This window comes from Pseudomonas syringae (assembly GCF_002157375.1).
GTDB classification, from domain to species: Bacteria; Pseudomonadota; Gammaproteobacteria; order Pseudomonadales; family Pseudomonadaceae; genus Aquipseudomonas; species Aquipseudomonas syringae_T.
In genome coordinates this window covers 153,307-173,255 of sequence record NZ_MTSA01000008.1, presented here as the reverse complement: position 1 = coordinate 173,255, position 19,949 = coordinate 153,307, and the positions used below count along the sequence as shown (strand labels likewise).

At 60.7% G+C, this 19,949-nt stretch carries 11 protein-coding genes and 1 pseudogene; 8 read left to right on the top strand and 4 right to left on the bottom strand.

What is annotated here, in order from left to right; all coding sequences use genetic code 11:
* The first annotated feature begins 239 nt into the window (after nt 1-239).
* Entirely contained in the window at nt 240-1,706 is a 1,467-nt protein-coding gene (dacB, locus tag BW686_RS12165; protein ID WP_084917017.1) for a D-alanyl-D-alanine carboxypeptidase/D-alanyl-D-alanine endopeptidase, read from the top strand.
* Between the two features lie 81 nt (nt 1,707-1,787).
* Here the strand turns inward: dacB and BW686_RS12160 are convergent, their stop codons facing one another.
* On the bottom strand, nt 1,788-4,178 hold the full coding sequence (locus tag BW686_RS12160) for a sensor domain-containing diguanylate cyclase (protein WP_084917014.1): 2,391 nt from the start codon (nt 4,176-4,178) through the stop codon (nt 1,788-1,790).
* A gap of 146 nt (nt 4,179-4,324) precedes the next feature.
* A complete protein-coding gene (rlmKL, locus tag BW686_RS12155; RefSeq protein WP_084917012.1) occupies nt 4,325-6,577 on the bottom strand; it encodes a bifunctional 23S rRNA (guanine(2069)-N(7))-methyltransferase RlmK/23S rRNA (guanine(2445)-N(2))-methyltransferase RlmL in 2,253 nt (750 codons plus the stop codon).
* A 587-nt stretch (nt 6,578-7,164) separates the two neighbouring features.
* Between rlmKL and rmf the strand changes: the two genes are divergently transcribed.
* Complete coding sequence (gene rmf, locus BW686_RS12150; RefSeq protein WP_002553055.1) at nt 7,165-7,380, top strand: ribosome modulation factor; 216 nt, start codon at nt 7,165-7,167, stop codon at nt 7,378-7,380.
* Nucleotides 7,381-7,519: 139 nt separating this feature from the next.
* Here the strand turns inward: rmf and BW686_RS12145 are convergent, their stop codons facing one another.
* Entirely contained in the window at nt 7,520-8,551 is a 1,032-nt protein-coding gene (locus BW686_RS12145; RefSeq protein ID WP_084917009.1) for a quinone-dependent dihydroorotate dehydrogenase, read from the bottom strand.
* A gap of 245 nt (nt 8,552-8,796) precedes the next feature.
* Here BW686_RS12145 and BW686_RS12140 point away from each other — a divergent pair, with 245 nt between their 5' ends.
* Entirely contained in the window at nt 8,797-10,008 is a 1,212-nt protein-coding gene (locus tag BW686_RS12140; protein ID WP_084917159.1) for a CmpA/NrtA family ABC transporter substrate-binding protein, read from the top strand.
* Between the two features lie 14 nt (nt 10,009-10,022).
* Entirely contained in the window at nt 10,023-10,598 is a 576-nt protein-coding gene (locus BW686_RS12135; RefSeq protein WP_084917007.1) for an ANTAR domain-containing response regulator, read from the top strand.
* Nucleotides 10,599-10,653: 55 nt separating this feature from the next.
* Here BW686_RS12135 and BW686_RS12130 read toward each other — a convergent pair whose 3' ends face one another.
* Entirely contained in the window at nt 10,654-11,901 is a 1,248-nt protein-coding gene (locus BW686_RS12130; protein ID WP_084917005.1) for a glycoside hydrolase family 68 protein, read from the bottom strand.
* Between the two features lie 927 nt (nt 11,902-12,828).
* Between BW686_RS12130 and BW686_RS12125 the strand changes: the two genes are divergently transcribed.
* The 4 genes and pseudogenes from BW686_RS12125 to BW686_RS12105 all read left to right on the top strand — a co-directional run bounded on the left by BW686_RS12125 (nt 12,829) and on the right by BW686_RS12105 (nt 19,949).
* Complete coding sequence (locus tag BW686_RS12125) at nt 12,829-14,040, top strand: nitrate/nitrite transporter (protein WP_084917003.1); 1,212 nt, start codon at nt 12,829-12,831, stop codon at nt 14,038-14,040.
* A 7-nt stretch (nt 14,041-14,047) separates the two neighbouring features.
* The gene (locus BW686_RS12120) at nt 14,048-15,709 is read left to right on the top strand and encodes a bifunctional protein-serine/threonine kinase/phosphatase (RefSeq protein ID WP_084917001.1); all 1,662 of its coding nucleotides are present in this window, start codon (nt 14,048-14,050) and stop codon (nt 15,707-15,709) included.
* A gap of 293 nt (nt 15,710-16,002) precedes the next feature.
* Nucleotides 16,003-17,208, top strand: a pseudogene (locus tag BW686_RS12110) (NAD(P)/FAD-dependent oxidoreductase); the annotation flags it as partial.
* Between the two features lie 20 nt (nt 17,209-17,228).
* A complete protein-coding gene (locus BW686_RS12105) occupies nt 17,229-19,949 on the top strand; it encodes a nitrate reductase (protein ID WP_084916995.1) in 2,721 nt (906 codons plus the stop codon).

The window sequence follows — 19,949 nt, the reverse complement described above, 5'->3', positions numbered from 1 at the left end:
GGACATGGCGTGCCGACACTCAGGTGTGCGCTTGATAAAAAATAGCGATTCCGCGTCAACCCCCCGTCACAAGCCGGCTCTGCTTGGGGCATAATGCCGCTCGTTCGCACCACCGCTTTATGTGTTACAAAAAACCGCTGCGAATTCACTACTATAGTTACCGAGTTTTCGAACAGTTACCGGGGGAATTCATCCATGCCCTCTTTTTTATTTGCCTCTCTGCAGTAGGGTTTTAGTCAATGATCAAGTCGCTACGTCCCTTGTTGCTCGTTTCCCTCCTATTGCCACTGGCTCTGCCCGCCCACGCTGCCGTCGTCAACACCACGCTGCCCCCCAAGGTTCAACAGGCTCTGAAAGCCAGCAAACTCAACGATGATGCGCTCTCGCTGGTCATGCTGCCGCTCAACGGCCCCGGGACACCGACCGTATTCAACGCCGATGTGTCGGTGAACCCGGCGTCCACCATGAAACTGATCACCACCTATGCCGCGCTGGAAATACTCGGCCCGACGCACCAGTGGAAAACCGAATTCTTCACCGACGGCACCCTGAGCAACGGCGTGCTGCGCGGCAATCTGTACCTCAAGGGCGGCGGCGATCCCAAGCTGAACATGGAAAAGCTCTGGTTGCTGATGCGTGACCTGCGCGCCAACGGGGTGCAGCAGGTGACCGGCGACCTGGTCCTGGACCGCAGCCACTTCGTGCAGCCGCAATTGCCAGTCTTCAACGATGACGGCAATGACACCAACAAACCGTTTCTGGTCAAGCCGGACGCGTTGATGGTCAACCTCAAGGCCTTGCGCTTTGTGACGCGCAATGATGACGGCAAGGTTCTGGTTTCCGTAGAGCCGCCCATCGCGACCATCCACATCGACAACCAGGTCAAGGCTATTGCTTCGAAGCAATGCACCGGAGACGTTCGCTACAACCCGGTGACTCAGCCTGACGGCAGCGTAAACGTGACCGTGACCGGCCAGTTGGGCAACGGCTGCAACTCCCAGACCTACCTCTCGTTGCTGGACCACCCGGCTTACGCGGCAGGCGCAGTGCGGGCGATCTGGCAGGAACTGGGCGGCACCATTCAGGGCAAGGACCGGGTCGGCGTTGTGCCTGCCAACACCAAGCTGCTGGCCAAGGCCTTTTCGCCGGACCTGGTGGAAGTGATCCGCGACATCAACAAATTCAGTAACAACACCATGGCCCAGCAACTGTTTCTCAGCCTGGGGGAAGAGTTTCGCAACGAGGCGGACGGTGACGACGGCAAGGCCGCACAACGCGTGATTCGTCAGTGGCTGGCGAAAAAAGGCATCACCGCGCCGCATCTGGTGATGGAAAACGGCTCGGGGCTTTCCCGTGCGGAGCGTGTCAGTGCCCGTGAAATGGCGATTATCCTGCAAGCCGCCTGGCGCAGTCCGTATGCGGCCGAGTTCATGAGTTCAATGCCGCTGGCCGGGCTTGACGGCACCATGCGCAAGCGCCTCAAGCGCACGCCTTTGCTGGGCGAAGCGCATATAAAGACGGGCACCCTGAACACCGTTCGGGCCATTGCCGGTTTCAGTCGCGACAGCAACGGCAACACCTGGGCGGTCGTGGCGATCCTCAATGATCCGCGTCCTTTCGGCGCTTCATCGATCCTGGATGAAGTACTGATTGACCTGTATCGCCAGCCCAAGCTGGCCAACACAACGGTCTCGATTCAGCAGTAACAGACCCACAGAAAACACAAAGGCCCGCTCTCACAGCGGGCCTTTGTGTTTCAAGTCAGCGCACAGGACCGCCGCATCGAATCAGAACTGCTCCGGTTCCACCCGATCCCGACCAGCCTGCTTGGCGGCATAGACACCCGAGTCGGCACGCAACAACATCGCGTCGATCCCCTCGCCTGCCCGCCAGCTGGCAATCCCGAAACTGGCCGTGACAACATGATCCACGCCTTCGATCACCTGCTTGCGCAACTCCTCGCGCAGACTCATGGCCAACTGATAAGCCTGCGTGCCTCGGGTGCCCGGGCACACGACCATGAATTCCTCGCCACCCAGACGACAGAACACGTCGTCACTGCGCAGGCGTTGACTGATCTTTTCCGAGATGGCCTTGAGCACCTGATCGCCTACGGCATGCCCGAAGCGGTCATTGATGCGCTTGAAGTGGTCGATGTCGAGCATGATGATCGACAGATGACCGCCGTGGCGGTCGATCCTCTTCAACTCAGACTGCATCCGGTCCTGAAAGTAACGCCGGTTGTAGGCACCGGTCAGTACGTCGGTGACCGAGAGCGCGCGCAACTCCTGCTCGACCCGTTTGAGGTCAGTGATGTCTGACACAAAACCGTGCCACAGCACACTGCCATCAGCCAGCCGCTCCGGTGTCGAGGCCGCGCGCAGCCAGCGCTGGCCCTTACTTGGCAGCTCGACCCGATATTCTTCGCTCCACGCGGTCAGGTGCCTGGCGCTCTCGAGGATGGAGCTTTTGACCCGCGTCAGGTCGGTTGGGTGGATACGTCGCAGAACCGCGTCAGAGTCCTCCAGCAGCTGGGTTTCATCGACTTCGAACAGTTCGCCCATGCCCGCGCTGGCATACCTGAAGTGAGCGCTGCCATCGACGCCCAAGTGGTACTGATAAATGCCGCCGGGCACTTGAGAACCCAGCTTTTTCAACAACTCGCCCTGCTCGGCCAAGGCTTCGTTGACGCGCTTGTGTTCAGTGACATCGATGCACACGGCCAGGTACCCCGTCCACAGCCCCTGATCGTCGCGTACGGCGGTGACTAGCATGTCCACGACCAGCGTGCTGCCGTCACTGCGCTGCAGGGTCCACTCCTGAGACGGGTGACTGCCTTCCTGCACGGCATCGAGAAACATCAACTGAGAGGCGCTGATCGGCCGCCCCATTTCCTTGCTCAGGGTGCTCGCGCGGGCCTCCAGCACAGTGGACTGATAGAGGTCCATGAGCCGGAACTTGCCCAGCACGTCCTCTTGGGCATAACCCAGCATCTTCTGCGCGCCAACGTTGAACGTCTTGATCAGGCCGTCCAGGTCGGTCGCGATGATGGCCACTTCGGTCGCCGCGTCGAGTACGTTACGCAACTGCCCGTGGGCGGCCCTCAACTGCAGTTCGCGTTGACGCAGCTCGCGAGTACGCTGGGCCACTCGCTGCAAGGCCCGTTGACGCTGGCTGATCAGGCTGTACAGCAAGGCGCTGAGCATCAGACTCAGCAGCCCTCCGAGCCACATCACCCGTCCCGGCATCATGATCTGATTGCTCAGGCTGAAAATCTGCGTCGGCCGCACCTCGACCAGGTAATCCCTGTCACCCAGGCTCAGCAGGCTGCTGGCGTACAGTTGATTGTGTATTGCGGCCACCGGCGACTGATACACCTGCTCCGCCTTGGCCGGCGACGTGAGGTCAATCATGGTCACCGACAGGTTGTCCTGTTCCACGGTGCCCACGCTCATCAACTGCGCCAGACTGATGATCGCAGTGACATAGCCTTTCAACTCGGGGGACGACTGAGACGTCGAAAAAACCGGTGCCACCAGCAAGATGCCGTAGGTGTCGGAAGGGTCGAGGGCCAGCAGACGAATGCGCGGTGTGGCGACGATATGCTTGAGCAGGCGGGCACGCTCCAGCGCTGCATAGCGTACCTGTTCAGAGTAGATATCTAGGCCCAGCGGCGGTGGCGCCTTGCCGAGGGTCTGGATGAAGCGCACCGGAAAATACTCATTCCGCACGCCCGCGATCTTCAGCGTGCCGTTTTCACCCATCTCGCGTATGGCGTAATCATTCAGGCCATCCTGGCGTGCCTGCGCTTCAAAAGCGGCCCGCTCGGCCTGGGTCACTTTGGGGTTCCAGGCATAGGCCTGGGTCCCGAGCAGCAACGGCGCAACGAAACCGTCGAATTCAGACTGTTCGACCTGATGGGAGAAAACAAAGAAGCGGCCGAGGGTGTCCAGCCGCGTGACTTGCCGGTCAAGGCGCTCCTGAAGACGGCTGAAGCGCTCGGCGGCGAGCATGTCGAAGCGCTGACGCAGCTGGCGCTGGTACAACTCGTTGTCCGCCAACGCCAGCATAACGGTAAGTGCGATACCGACCAGAAAAGCCAGAGCCGCTACAAGCCACGGCGAGAGCTGACCACTGATGAAACTCAGAACCCTGAGCCTGAAACGTTTTACTGTCATAGACAGAAACTCATGACGCCAACGAACTGAAGCGTCAGGCTGGCTATGAGTTCTTTTATAGCTACTCGCCAGTAGTTTGCCTAGTGGACGATGAACAAACCTGTGCAAAGAAGCTACAAATCAGTTCAACGCCCTTCGTTTCATGATCAGGCGCGCGCCATTATCTTCCAGGCGCGGTGAATCTTGCCGTTGCGGGCAAAGTCCGGGTCAATCGTCTGCGCGGTGATGTCTTCGACCGAGTAGCGCTGGGCGAGATTTTCATCGAGTACGAACTTGCGGAAGTTATTGGAGAAATACAGCACGCCGCCGGGTGCGAGACGTGCCATTGCCAGATCGATCAGCTCGACCTGATCACGTTGCACGTCGAAAATGCCTTCCATGCGCTTGGAGTTGGAAAAGGTCGGCGGGTCGATGAAGATCAGGTCGTACTCGTCCCGATTGGCCTGCAGCCAGGCCATCACATCGCCCTGTTCCAGACGGTTCTTGTCGGAAAAACCGTTGAGCGACAGGTTGCGGCGAGCCCAGTCCAGGTAGGTGCGTGACAGATCGACGCTGGTGGTGCTGCGCGCACCGCCCTTGGCGGCGTGAACGCTGGCCGTTGCGGTGTAGGCAAACAGGTTGAGGAAGCGCTTGCCCGCGGCTTCACGCTGAATACGCATGCGTATCGGGCGATGATCGAGAAACAGGCCGGTGTCCAGATAATCAGTCAGGTTGACCAACAGCTTGACGCCGCCTTCGCTGACTTCCAGAAACTGCCCCTGAGCACTCTGACGCTCGTACTGCTTGGTGCCGCTCTGACGCTCGCGACGCTTGATCACCACGCGGCTCTTGTCGATGTTCAGCGCCTGCGGAATGGCCGCCAGCGCGTCGAACAGCCGGGCCGACGCCTTTTCCGGATCAATCGTCTTGGGCGCAGCGTATTCCTGAACATGCACCCAGTCGTGATACAGGTCGATGGCCAGCGAATACTCGGGCATGTCAGCGTCATACACACGGTAGCAATCAATCCCCTCGCGACGGACCCATTTGCCCATCAGCTTGAGATTTTTTTGCAGGCGATTGGCGAACATCTGCCCGCCTTCGCTCAGGCGCGCCTGTTCGACCACCACCGGTTCCGGTTTGATCGGGTTGCCGTTCTTGTTGAGCTTGCGTTCGACAACCTCGACTTCAACCGGGTTCTCACGCTCGACCTGACGTTGCTCTGGGGTGCGACGCTCGCCCGTCACGAACTGGTCAGGCGTGACCTTGATCAGCAACAACTTGCACGGCAAGGCGCCGTTCCAGAACGAATACTGTTTGTGGCTGCGAATGCCCATGCGCTTGCCCAGGTCTGGCGCGCCGGTGAAGACCGCCGCTTCCCAGTTGAGGCATGCCTGACGCAGACGCTCGCCCAGGTTCTGGTAGAGGTACAACAGGCTGGCTTCGTCCCCCAGACGCTCGCCGTACGGAGGGTTGCAGATCACCAGGCCTTTCTGGTTCTGATCCGGACGCGGCTCGAAAGTCGCGACTTCGCCCTGATAGACCTTGATCCACTCACTCAGGCCGGCACGTTCGATGTTGTTGCGGCCAGGCTGGATCAGACGCGGATCGGCTTCGTAACCGCGAATCCACGACGGTGTTTTGGCCAGACCGGCTTCTGCGCGCGCCAGCGCTTCGTCGTGAAGCTTGCGCCACAGTGCAGGGACGTGGCCGAGCCAGGCGGAGAAACCCCAGCGCTCGCGTTTGATGTTGGGGGCGATGTCGGCGGCAATCATGCCGGCCTCGACCAGAAAGGTGCCCACACCGCACATCGGGTCAGCCAGCGCGCCGCCTTCGGCAGCAATGCGCGGCCAGCCGGCCCTGATCAGAATGGCCGCAGCCAGGTTTTCCTTGAGTGGCGCAGCACCCTGCTGCAGGCGGTAGCCGCGCTGGTGCAGGCTGTGGCCGGAAAGGTCGAGCGACAGAATGGCTTCGCCGCGATCCAGGCGCAGGTGAACGCGCAGGTCCGGGTTGATCTTGTCCACCGACGGACGCTCGCCGTCGGGCGTGCGCAATTTGTCGACGATCGCGTCCTTGACCTTCAATGCACCAAAGTGGGTGTTGTCGATGCCCGAGCCATGACCGCTGAATTCCACCGCGATGGTGCCGTCCGACTCTAGATGGTCATGCCACTCGACATCCAGTACACCGTGGTAGAGGTCTTCGGCGTCCTTCATCGGAAAGCGCTTGAGCACCAGCAGCACGCGGTTGGCCAGACGCGACCAGAGACACAGCCTGTAGGCAGTCTCCATGTCGGCGGAGCCGCGAATGGCCGACGTGTGTTCGCGGGTCTCTTGCAGACCCAGCGCGGTGGCTTCCTCGGCAAGCAGACCTTCGAGGCCTTTGGGGCAAGTAAGGAAAAGTTCGTAGCGATCCGACATGTGTCTTCCAGGGCCTGAGCCGTCAGCGGCGGGCAACGCATTGCCCTGCCAGATTTGAACAGGCGTCTTTCGTGGAGAACGCCTGCGTGGCACGTTGTGTGTGCCGGTCCACCGCATGATCCTTTCATGTCATTGCGGCAGTTGCGCGCGTATTAGAACAGATATCAGGGCGAACGATGTCGGCAATAAGAAAGCGCCCCCGAAAAGACCGATGTGAAAAGTCACATTTTCACGACGAATTGGCGACCCTTCGTCGCCTGAGCAGGCAAGGCATAGCGCCACTATCTGCACCTGATAAGCGATCTCAATTCGCTCTAAAGCCCCCGACCCGAAAGGGCTGAAGCGAAAAACACGCGAGCGGCCCGTGGCTGCTTATTGCTCGATAGACCTGAATGTGACGTGCTTATGACAAAACGATCATTCACACCGACCTGCTGTTTGGTTAGAAATCACCACAGGTCATCTCCGCAACGGTTATGACGTAAAGGCCCGCGACGCCGGCAGCGGGCACCAACGGCAGAAGACTCTGCCCGACCTCACCACGGGGTCTCAGGGATATTACAGTCAACAGACGAGGGCATTACCCTATGAGAAGACTTAAGCGTGATCCGTTGGAAAGAGCATTTTTACGCGGATATCAATACGGCGTTCATGGTAAATCCCGTGAGCTTTGCCCATTTACTCTACCGTCAGTACGCCAGGCATGGATCAATGGCTGGCGCGAAGGACGCGGCGACAACTGGGACGGTATGACCGGCACTGCGGGCATCCACAGACTCAACGAACTTCACGCAGTCGGATGAGGCGATACGAAGACTGTCAGGCCTCTATCGGGCTGCACACATGACTGATTGATTCACACCTGTACCATGCACGCCCGACCCGGGCGGCGGGCCAACGCCCAGGGGCTCTTTCGAAGAGCCCCTTTTTTTCACCTGCGAATCAGCCTGTCTTGCCTGGCATGGCCGCAATGGCGTCCACCGATTGACGAATCAGCGCCGGGCCTTTGTAGATGAAACCGGAGTAGATCTGCACCAGACTGGCACCCGCTGCGATTTTTTCCGCGGCATGCCTGCCCTCGGTAATACCGCCTGCGGCAATGATCGGCAGGCGGCCCGCCAGCTCACCGGCCAGTACCTTGACGATATGCGTGCTTTTTTCCAGCACCGGCGCCCCCGACAGGCCGCCCGCTTCGTCTCCGTGCGGCAGGCCTTCCACGCCCTTGCGACTGAGGGTGGTATTGGTGGCAATCACCGCGTCCATTCCCGACTCGATCAGCGCTGCGGCGACCAGCACGGTTTCTTCATCGGTCATGTCCGGGGCGATCTTGATCGCCAGCGGCACACGCTTGCCGTGAAGCCGGGCAAGTTCGTGCTGGCGCAGGCTCAAGGCCTGAAGCAACTGCTTGAGCGAGTCACCGAATTGCAGGCTGCGCAGACCCGCTGTGTTGGGTGAACTGATGTTGATGGTGACATAGCTGGCGTGGGCGTAAACCTTGTCCAGGCAGATCAGGTAATCATCCACTGCACGCTCGACCGGCGTGTCGAAGTTCTTGCCGATGTTGATACCCAGAATGCCGTTGTACCTGGCCGCCTTGACCCTGGACACCAGGTTGTCGACACCGAGGTTGTTGAAGCCCATGCGGTTGATGATGGCCTCGGCATGCGGCAGGCGAAAAACTCGCGGCTTGGGGTTGCCCGGCTGCGGACGCGGCGTCACGGTGCCGATCTCGACAAAGCCGAAACCCAATTGTGCAAAACCGTCGATGGCTGCGCCGTTCTTGTCCAGGCCGGCCGCCAGCCCTACCGGGTTGGGAAACTCCAGGCCCATGACACTGACCGGCAGCCTGGCCGGTGACTTGCTCAGCAGGCCGTTGAGGCCCAGCCGTCCGCCGGCACCGATCAGGTCCAGCGACAGGTCGTGGGAGGTTTCCGGGGAAAGTTTGAACAGTAACTGGCGGGCCAGGTTATACATGGCGGGATAGGCTCGTAAGCAGCTGAATTCAGGGTGGCGATTATAGACGCGTGCGGGCGGCTCAGGCGAGCGCACGATACACTTCCCGTCCGCCGACGATGGCATATGCCTTGCTTGGATACCCTTATCGGCATTCATTCCAACGACGGAAGGGTGCATGGACAACGGCGTCGCTTCCGCCCTTTGCCTTGGCATCGGGCAGAACGACGCCTTTTTTCTGGATGAATATTTATGAAGTACGCGGCATGACTGAACGAACCGGCAACGCCCTGGACTGGGTAGGCGGCAGCGACGCCCCGGAAATGAACAGCCTGGACGTAGGTTTCATGGCGCTGACCGACTGCGCCCCACTGGTGGTCGCCGCGACGCAGGGCTTTGCCCAGCCTTACGGGTTGAGCCTGAACCTGAAATGCCAGACATCATGGTCCGGGTTGCGCGACAGGCTGGTCAGCGGGCAGCTCCAGGCGGCGCACAGCCTTTATGGCCTGATATACGCCGTGGAACTGGGCATCAGCGGCGGCCCGGCGACTGACATGGCCATCCTGATGGGCCTCAACCAGAACGGCCAGTGCATCAACCTGTCCCGCGAATTGCAGCAGGCCGGCGTGATCACTCCCGAGGCGCTGAACAAACGCGCGCACCAAAGCGGGTCACGACTGACGTTCGCTCAGACCTTTCCGACCGGCAACCATGCCATGTGGCTCTATTACTGGCTCGCCAGCCAGGGCATCCATCCGCTCGATGACGTCAACAGCGTCGTGGTGCCCCCCACTCAGATGGCGCAGCACCTGCAGGCCGGGCGCATCGACGGCTTTTGTGTCGGCGAGCCTTGGGGCGCCAGTGCCGTGCATCAGCAACTGGGCTTCACCGTCGCCACCAGCCAGGCGATCTGGCCGGATCACCCCGGCAAAGTGCTGGGCTGCACCCGCGAGTTCGTCGAGCAGAACCCCAACACGGCCAGAGCGCTGATCATGGCCGTGCTGGAAGCCAGCCGTTTCATCGAGCAAAGCGATCATAACCGGCGCAGTACCGCACAACTGCTCAGCGGCGCGGACTACCTGGACACCTCGCCGGACTGCATCGAGCCGCGCCTGCTCGGCCAGTACAGCGACGGCCTCGGCAACCACTGGCAGGACCCTCACGCCGTTAGTTTCCATGATCAGGGACAGGTCAATTATCCGTGGTTGTCCGATGGCATGTGGTTCATGACCCAGTTCCGACGCTGGGGGCTATTGCGCGAAGACCCGGACTACCTGGCCGTCGCGACCCGGGTTCAGCAACTGGACCTGTACCGTCAGGCCGCCCGCGCTCTGGGCATCGAGGCTCCCGCAGCCACCCTGCGCAGCAGCGCGCTGATCGACGGCAAGGTCTGGGATGGCAGCGATCCGGCGGGTTACGCACGCAGCTTCACACTCCACTCGCTGGCCGATACCGCGCCCGCTGTTGCCAGTCGTTGAAGGAGAACGTGACCATGCTGCGTATTCTGCTTATCAACGACACTGCCAAAAAAGTCGGCCGCCTCAGATCCGCATTGATCGAAGCCGGATTCGAAGTGATCGACGAGTCCGGCCTGATCATCGACCTGCCCGCGCGGGTCGAAGCCGTGCGCCCGGACGTTATCCTGATCGACACCGAATCGCCCGGCCGCGATGTGATGGAACAAGTCGTGCTGGTCAGCCGTGACCAGCCGCGCCCGATTGTGATGTTCACGGACGAACACGATCCAGGGGTGATGCGCCAGGCGATCAAATCCGGAGTGAGCGCCTATATTGTCGAGGGTATTCAGGCCCAACGGCTGCAACCCATCCTCGATGTGGCGATGGCCCGTTTCGAGAGCGATCAGGCGTTGCGTGCGCAACTGCATGCCAGGGATCAGCAACTGGCAGAGCGCAAGCGTATCGAGCTGGCCAAGGGCATGCTGATGAAAATGAAGGATTGCAACGAGGAAGAGGCGTACACGCTGATGCGTCGTCAGGCAATGAGTCGTCAGCAAAAGTTGATTCAGGTTGCCGAGCAAATCATCGCGATGAACGAATTGCTGGGGTAAACACGCAAGAACGCCTGCACAGGCAGGCGTTCTTGCGGGCGATAGCGCTGCGCTGTCAGCTCAGCGTGACATCCTTCATCGCAGGGATGTAACCGTAGTCATACGCCTCCTGCACAAACGAGCGGTCCCCTTTCAAAAGGATCCTCACCGTCGGCGCTTCGGTCCCGCCGATACGGTAGTCCTCGCCTTCGGTGGGCACACTGTCGATGAATGACGTCACCAGGCCGTTCGGCATGACGCAATGGGAATACGTCTGGAATGGCTGCTCGGGCGGATTGCCGAGCACCAGGCCCGAAGCATTCATCGGACGGTACGGACCGAACAGGTGTTCGCCGACAAACCCGTAGACGCCATCCGGCCCTGTAACACCATCGGCATAGGTGAACTTGTGGCTGATGGTGAACAAGTAATACTTGCCGTCTTGAAATACATAATGCGGGCGCTCGGTCTGATCATTGACGCCCACTGCTGTCACCAGCGGCGGCAGTATTTCCCATTCTTCGCCGCTGAGGTCTTTTGCCACCGCCAGACCAATACAACCCACCTGGAATCGGGCACCGCCCACTTCTTCATGGCCGGGTGGCACAGGGCCAAGTTCGGCAGCCCCTACTGTGTGCGATCCACGCTCACCCGCCACATTGCCTTCAAAGACCATGTACAACTTGCCATCATTGGGGTCAATAAACGGACTGGGGTCACGAAAGTTCCAGGTCGCGTTTTGCGCCTCGGTCTGATAATAACTTCCGTCGGCTTCAAACAGTGTTTTGACATCGGTAAAGTCTTTCAACTCCACCCCTTTGTCTGACGTCACAATACGGCCGCGAACTTTGGCAATGGCCGCACCGGGTGTCACGCACGTGTAGTACAGGTCGATGTCACCCTTGTCATTCAAGAGTATCGGCGTGCCGGCCCACTCACGGGTGGTCGGCGACACGCCTTCGGCCATCACCCGGCCGCCAAAGATCCAGTCCTTGCCGGTGCGCGAATACCAGTAGCACATGCGTGCCCGGCCGTGACGGTCTTCCCAGTCACGCTTGATGTCATAACGACCGTTGGCGCCCAGGTATTGAGGGTCGTCCGGGTGGCGGTCGGCCGTCAGGGTGATGATCACGGACCAGCCGTTGACTGAAACCACCGTGCCGTCGAGTTCTCGCAGCGGCATGGTGTCCCAGATGAATACCGTATCGCTCATGACCGGAAAGTCCGGGCTTACCAGTGGCTGCGTGGTGGTCGGGTCATTTTCATTGACCTTCAGCGCGTCGGCACGGGACCAGACAGTGGGTGCGTAATTGATGTTACTCATGATGATGTGTCCTTTATTGGCGCCCTTCAAAGCAGCGCGGAGAGGAAGACAACGCGGCCTGTAGGCTGCATTGCCGAGGTGCATCTGGCGTCGGCCTTCCCGTATCGAACGCGTCGGGAAGCCGGAAAAAGAGCGAATACCGGGTCACTTCTTGCGAAGTAAGCACTTATCGAAATGGACAGGCAATTTGAAACTTTATAGTGCCTTGATGAAGAGCGAGATCACTCTTTAATGACAGGCCGCATTAGTCGCGGCAGAACGGATGCTGTCAGAGATACTGCGAGAAGTAAATTAAATATTTGCACACCGCCCTGCGACCCTGCACGCGCCGCTGTTGAATTAAACATTGTTCACGTTTCTCGAACATCGGTATTAAAACCGACATACAATGGCCTTGAAATAATCTCACCGTGACAGCACGCCAGCGTGAAACAAGCGGCACGTTAAATAAACATTAAAAACATTGAACTTTAATAAAACATTAATAAGAACTTCCGGGTTCGGTCCTTGTGAAATCTGCCACCCCTGGTCGGCACGCGATCAAGGGCGTCATTCGGTGACGCGCCCTTTTATGCAGCGCGCTTGCCGGACGGCGCCCGCTTGAAGGTCAGTAGCACGCTCAAACCCGCGTCCTGATATCACGCAAACCCGTGTGCAGCGTGCGGTTGAACCGCGTTCCCGCGCATTGGCCCGGCGATTGCTACAGCAATCGCACCGGTGGCCAACGGCGGCTACCTCCCTTACGACAAAGACGTCGCTTATCTCTTTCCCTTGCTGTGGACAGAGAGGCGACGTTTTTGCGTTTTAGCCCCGGCGAAGGGGCTGGTGGAGTCGCCGTGACCCGGAACACTCCACCGCAACGTCTGGAACAAACCGTGTCGCGGCCATGCCCGACTGACCTACTAGCAGATGATGAGGGGCGTACACATGGATACAAGCTTCTGGAAGGCCGGCCATAAACCGACCCTGTTCGCAGCCTTTCTGTACTTCGACCTGAGTTTCATGGTCTGGTACCTGCTTGGCCCGCTGGCGGTGCAGATCGCCACCGACCTGCAATTGACGACTCAACAACGCGGCCTGATGGTGGCCACGCCGATTCTGGCCGGCGCCGTGCTGCGCTTCTTCATGGGCTTGCTGGCAGACCAGTTGTCGCCCAAGACCGCCGGCATCATCGGCCAGGTGATTGTCATCGGCGCCCTGCTCGCCGCCTGGCAACTGGGCATTCATACGTATGGCCAGGTGCTGTTGCTGGGCCTGTTCCTCGGCATGGCGGGGGCGTCGTTCGCCGTTGCGCTGCCGTTGGCGTCGCAATGGTATCCACCGCAGCATCAAGGCAAGGCGATGGGCATTGCCGGTGCAGGTAATTCAGGCACCGTGCTGGCTGCGTTGATTGCGCCGGTACTGGCGGCCAGCTTCGGTTGGGGCAACGTGTTCGGCCTGGCCCTTATTCCGCTGGTGCTGACCCTGATTGCGTTTAGCCTCATGGCGCGCAATGCACCGGAACGCAGTAAACCCAAGTCGATGGCGGACTACCTCAAGGCACTGGGCGACCGTGACAGCTGGTGGTTCATGTTTTTCTACAGCGTGACCTTCGGCGGTTTTATCGGCCTGGCCAGCGCCCTGCCCGGCTACTTCAACGACCAATACGGGCTGAGCCCGATCACTGCCGGCTACTACACTGCCGCCTGTGTATTCGGCGGCAGCCTGATGCGCCCGCTGGGTGGCGCACTGGCGGACCGCTTTGGCGGGATTCGCACCTTGACGGTCATGTACGCCGTCGCGGCCATCGGCATTGCAGCAGTGGGCTTCAACCTGCCGAGTTCATGGGCGGCACTGGCGCTTTTCGTCGCCGCAATGCTGGGGCTGGGGGCCGGTAACGGCGCGGTTTTCCAACTGGTGCCGCAGCGCTTCCGCAAGGAAATCGGGGTCATGACCGGCCTGATCGGCATGGCCGGCGGCATTGGTGGCTTTCTCCTGGCAGCCGGTCTGGGCACCATCAAACAGAATACCGGTGACTACCAGTTGGGGCTGTGGCTGTTCGCGGGTCTGGCAGTGGTGGCCTGGTTCGGCCTGCTGAACGTCAAACGTCGCTGGAGAACCACGTGGGGTTCGGCTGCCGTGACAGCGGCGCGGGTCTGAACCGTCGATGACATTGCAACTGCGTTTTGCCGAGTTCAGCGCCAGCGGCCCGCGAGCGGAGAATCAGGACGCCCTGCGCCTGGTCACGCCGGTTGCAGCGCTCGCGGCCAGCAAGGGCTACCTGTTCGCCCTTGCCGACGGCGTCAGCCAGTGCGCCGACGGTGCGCTGGCCGCTCAATCCACGCTGCAAGCGCTGGCGCTGGACTACTACGCCACACCGGAGACCTGGGGCGTGGCGCAATCCCTTGATCGCCTGCTGCTGGCACAGAATCGCTGGTTGCTGGCCAACGGCCTGATGACCACCCTCAGCGCGCTGGTGCTGCGCGGCCGACGCTTCACCCTTGCCCATGTCGGTGACTGCCGGGCGTATCGCTGGAGCGCCGGGACGCTTGCGCGCATCAGCGAAGATCACGTCTGGGAGCAGGCTGACATGCAGCATGTGCTCAAGCGCGCGCTGGGTCTGGATCAATACGTGGTCATGGATTATCTCGACGGCGAACTGCGTGAAGGCGAGCGGCTGTTGCTGGTCAGCGACGGTGTCTGGGCGACACTCGGCGATGCCAGCATTCGCTCTATTCTTGGTGAGCAGGACGACCTCGACGCTGCGGTGAAAACCCTGGTCAGCGCAGCCCATCTCGCAGGCAGTCAGGACAATGCCAGCGCGCTGTTGATCGAGGTCGACAGCCTCGGAGAGGATGATCTGGGCGACGCGTTGTTACAGTTGCAACAATGGCCACTGCCGCCCGCCCTGAAGCCCGGCCAGGCGTTCGAAAGCTGGAGCATCGACAGCGTGGTGGCGCACTCGCGCCAATCGATTCTGTATCGGGTCCACGATGCCCACGGTCAGCCCTGGCTGCTGAAAACCTTGCCCGCCAGCCGGCATGACGAAGCAGGTGCCGGCCAGGGTCTGCTGCTTGAAGAGTGGTTTCTGCGCCGGGTAGCCGGGCGCTTCTTTCCCGAGCTTCACCCGCTTACCGAGCGTCAGCATCTGTATTACGTGATGCGCGAGTATTCCGGACGTACGCTGGCCGATGTCTTCACGGCCAGTGGCCCTTTGCCGCTGGCGCAATGGCAGGATCTGGCGACACGACTGTTGCGAGCCACTGGCCTGCTGCACCGGCGCAATATCATTCATCGCGACATCAAGCCGGAAAACCTGCTGGCAAGTGATGACGGCGAATTGCGCCTGCTGGATTTCGGTCTGGCCTTCTGCCCCGGTCTGTCGACCGCCAGCGCCGACGACCTGCCCGGCACCCCCAGCTACATTGCACCCGAAGCGTTTCATGGCGCCGAGCCAGACCCGCGACAGGACCTGTATGCCGTTGGTGTAACGTTGTATTACCTGCTGACCGGTCATTATCCCTATGGCGAGATCGAAGCGTTTCAACATCGGCGCTTCGGCCTGCCCGTTCCCGCCAGTCGCTACCGGCCTGATCTGCCGCAATGGCTGAACCACGGCCTGGACAAGGCGCTGCAACCCGATCCGGATCAACGCTACGAAACCGCCGAACAATGGCTGCTGGAACTGGAGCAGGCCGAACATCGTCCGGTCGTTGCGCGTCCACGGCCATTACTGGAGCGCGAACCGCTGAAAGTCTGGCGCACGCTGGCGCTGGTTTCACTGCTGCTTAATCTGCTCGCAGCGGTCTGGTTCATGGGGCGTCACTGAGTCAGGTGATTCGACCCACACGCCGCCCTGATTCTGTGCGACGCGCTTCAACCCAGTGCAAAGATGCCCGTCAGCGCTTGCAACATCCCCCGCCACGCGGGCATTTGCGAGTTGGCACAAGCGCTGCATAGTCCTTTTCAGATCATTCATAACACGCAGCCCTCAACGATGAAGGCTGCGTTTCCCGAGATAACGGGACCGGACAAAGGCGTCCCTGTCAGGCAACTGACGGGACGCCTTTTTTTGTTTGCGCACACGGTGTCGAGCGCGCGCCCTGGCGACTCGGAGGCAAAATGAAAAAACTCAAACTGGTGATGATTGGCAACGGCATGGCCGGCGTGCGCACACTCGAAGAGTTGCTGAAACTGAGCGAAGACCTTTACGACATCACGGTCTTCGGCGCCGAGCCACACCCCAACTACAACCGAATCCTGCTGTCCCCGGTACTGGCCGGCGAGCAGAACTTCGAAGACATCGTCCTCAACGACCTGGACTGGTACGCAGCCAACGGTATCCGGTTATTGCTAAACCGCCGGGTGGTAAAGATCGATCGCATCAAACGTCTGGTGATCGCCGAAGACGGCACCGAAGCCGGTTACGACCGCCTGCTGATCGCGACCGGATCGCGGCCCTTCATCTTGCCGATCCCCGGCAACACACTGGAAGGCGTCATCGGCTACCGCGACATCGGCCATACCCGGCAGATGATCGACACGGCGGTCACCCACAAGCGTGCAGTGGTCATCGGCGGCGGCCTGCTCGGACTGGAAGCGGCCAACGGCCTGAGCCTGCGCGGCATGCAGGTCACGGTCATTCACAACGGGCAAACGCTGCTGGAGCGCCAACTGGACAAGACCAGCGGCCTGATGCTGCAAGCCGCGCTGGAGCTGCGCGGCCTGAGCTTTCGTCTCAATGAACAGACCGACGCCTTGCTCGGCGACGAACAGGGCCGCGTGCGGGCCGTACAGTTCAAGAACGGCGATGTGATCGACGCCGATCTGGTGGTCATGGCCGCGGGCATACGCCCCAATACCGAACTGGCTGAACAGGCCGGGCTGCCCTGCCACCGAGGGATTCTGGTCAACGACACCCTGCAGACCTACGACCCGCGTATCTACGCGATCGGCGAGTGCGTCAGCCATCGCGGCATTGCCTATGGCCTGGTTGCCCCACTGTTCGAACAGGCGCGAGTCTGCGCCAACCACCTCGCGCAACTGGGTTTTGCGCGCTACCCAGGCTCGGTCACCTCGACCAAGCTGAAGGTCACCGGCATCGACCTGTTTTCAGCAGGCGACTTTCTCGGCGGCGAAGGCACCGAAAGCATCACCCTTTCGGACCCCATCAGCGGCGTATACAAAAAACTGGTGATCAAGAATGACATCCTGGTCGGCGCTTGCCTGTATGGCGACACCGCAGACGGCAGTTGGTATCTGCAACAGATTCGCGAAGGTCAGGGCATTGCCGCGATCCGCAATCACCTGATGTTCGGCCAACCCGCCGCCGAAGAGGCCGCCTGCGCATGACCAGCCTGGCCATCAACACCACCCAGGTTACCGCCTCCACCTGCTGTTATTGCGGCGTCGGCTGTGGCGTGCTGATCGAGCATGACGGTCAAAACATCCTCGGCGTCAGTGGCGACCCGACGCACCCGGCCAACTTCGGCAAACTGTGCAGCAAAGGCTCAAGCCTGCACCTGACAGGCGATATCGAAGCACGTGCGTTGTACCCGGAATTGCGCCTGAGCAAAGCGCTCGCGCGCAGCGTCACCGATTGGGACACGGCACTGGAGCATGCCGCCAACGTGTTCGCTGACAGCATTCGCGAGCACGGCCCGGACAGCGTCGCCTTCTACATTTCGGGCCAGTTGCTCACCGAAGATTACTACGCGTTCAACAAGCTGGCCCGGGCGCTGGTCGGCACCAACAATATCGACAGCAATTCGCGGCTGTGCATGTCATCGGCCGTGGCCGGTTACAAACGCAGCCTGGGGGCCGACGCACCACCCTGCAGTTACGAAGATATCGAGCTGAGCGACTGCGTGGTCATCGTCGGCAGCAACATGGCCTATGCGCATCCGGTGCTGTTCAGACGCCTCGAAGAAGCAAAAAGCCGCCGACCGCACATGAAACTCATCGTCATCGACCCGCGACGCACCGATACCTGCGAGCTGGCAGACCTGCATCTGGCGGTTCAACCGGGCACCGACGTCGCACTGTTTCACGGCTTGCTGCATGTTCTGATGCGCGACAACCTGGTCGACCACGATTTCATCGCCGCGCACACACAGGGTTATGAGGCACTGGCCGCTCGGGTCAGTGAATACACGCCCGACTACGTAGCCACCCTCTGCGGCATTGCGCCAGATCTATTACAGACGTGCGCGCGCTGGATCGGCGAGTCACCAAGCGTATTGTCGCTATGGTGCATGGGTCTGAATCAATCCACCGCCGGCAGCGCCAAGAACAGCGCGTTGATCAACCTGCACCTGGCAACCGGCCAGATCGGTCGCCCGGGCGCAGGTCCGTTCTCGCTGACCGGGCAGCCGAACGCGATGGGCGGGCGTGAAACCGGCAGTCTTTCCAATCTGCTGCCCGGCCATCGAGACGCGACCAACCCCCAACATCGCGCGGAAGTGGCCGAATACTGGGGCATCGACAGCCTGCCCGCCAACCCCGGCCTGTCTGCCATCGAACTGTTCGAGCAACTGCAAAGCGGCACCATCAAGGCGCTGTGGATCGCCTGCACCAACCCCGCGCAATCGCTGCCCGATCAGAACCGTATCAGGCAAGCACTGGAAACCTGCCCGTTTGTCGTCCTTCAGGAAGCGTTCAAGACCACCGAGACCGCGCGTTATGCCGACCTGCTGCTACCCGCCGCCAGTTGGGGAGAAAAGGAAGGCACGGTGACCAATTCGGAGCGGCGCATTTCCAACGTGCGCAAAGCGGTTCAGGCGCCCGGTGAGGCGCGCCCGGACTGGGCGATCACGGTGGATTTCGCTCAGCGCCTGCAAAAACGCCTCCAACCCGAGGCGCCTGCCCTGTTCGACTTCCACACGCCCAAGGCTTTGTTTGATGAGTTCAAGGGCCTGACGGTCGGACGCGATCTGGACATGTCCGGCATCGACCGTGAGCTGATCGACCGGGACGGCCCGCAACAATGGCCTTTTCCGAGGGGTGCCCGCGCCGGTACGCCTCGTCTTTACACGGACGGGATTTTTCCCACGGACTCAGGCCGTGCGCATTTTCTGTCCGAGCCTTATATCGCCGCCCGCGAACTGCGGGACGCTGACTACCCGCTGACACTCAATACCGGCAGGCTGCGCGATCACTGGCACGGCATGAGCCGAACCGGCACCGCTGCCCGCCTGTTCGGCCACGTCAGCGAAGCGGTGTTGAGCCTCAACCCTCAGGACATGCAGCGCCACGATGTGCAAACCGGCGATCTGGTCAAGCTGATCAGCCGCCGCGGCGAACTGCTGCTGCCGGTGAACTGCGATGACAGCCTGCTGCCTGGTCAGGCGTTCCTGCCCATGCACTGGGGCGACCGCTTTCTCAAGGGTGGCGTCAATGTCCTCACCCAACCGGCGTTTGACCCCGTCTCGAAACAACCGGAACTCAAGCACTCGGGCGTGAGAATCGAAAAGACCCGGTTGACCTGGCAGTTCTTCGCCCTGATCGAAGGCAACGTGCAGCAGCGTATGGAGCAACTGCGCCCGCTGTGCGACGGGTTTGCCTACCTGAGCATGAGTCTGGCGGGGCGCGAGCGATCAGCACTGATCGTCAACGCCGCCAGCAGCACCGCGCCCGACCCGGCGCTGCTGCACGACATAGACCGTGTACTGGGCCTCGACACAGGACCGGTCATGGCGTACGACGATCCACGCCACGCCATCGGTAAACGAATCCGGATCGATAACCAGCGCATCACCGGCGTTCGCCTGGCCGGCGAAACCCTCGCCCGGCACTGGCTGCAGACGCTTTGGCTGGAAGAACGCATCGAAGACTCTGTACGGCGCTGGCTGCTGGCGCCGTTGAGCAACCCGCCCGGCAAAGACACGTCGCAGCGCCGTGACAAAACCCTGTGCAACTGCATGAACGTCAGCCAGAGCGCGGTGACAAGCGGCATTGCACGTGGCCTGGATCTGAATCAACTCAAGAAACAGTTGGGCTGCGGGACCCAGTGCGGGTCGTGTGTTCCCGAAATAAAAAGACTGATCAACGCCGTCGCAGTGACCGAATGA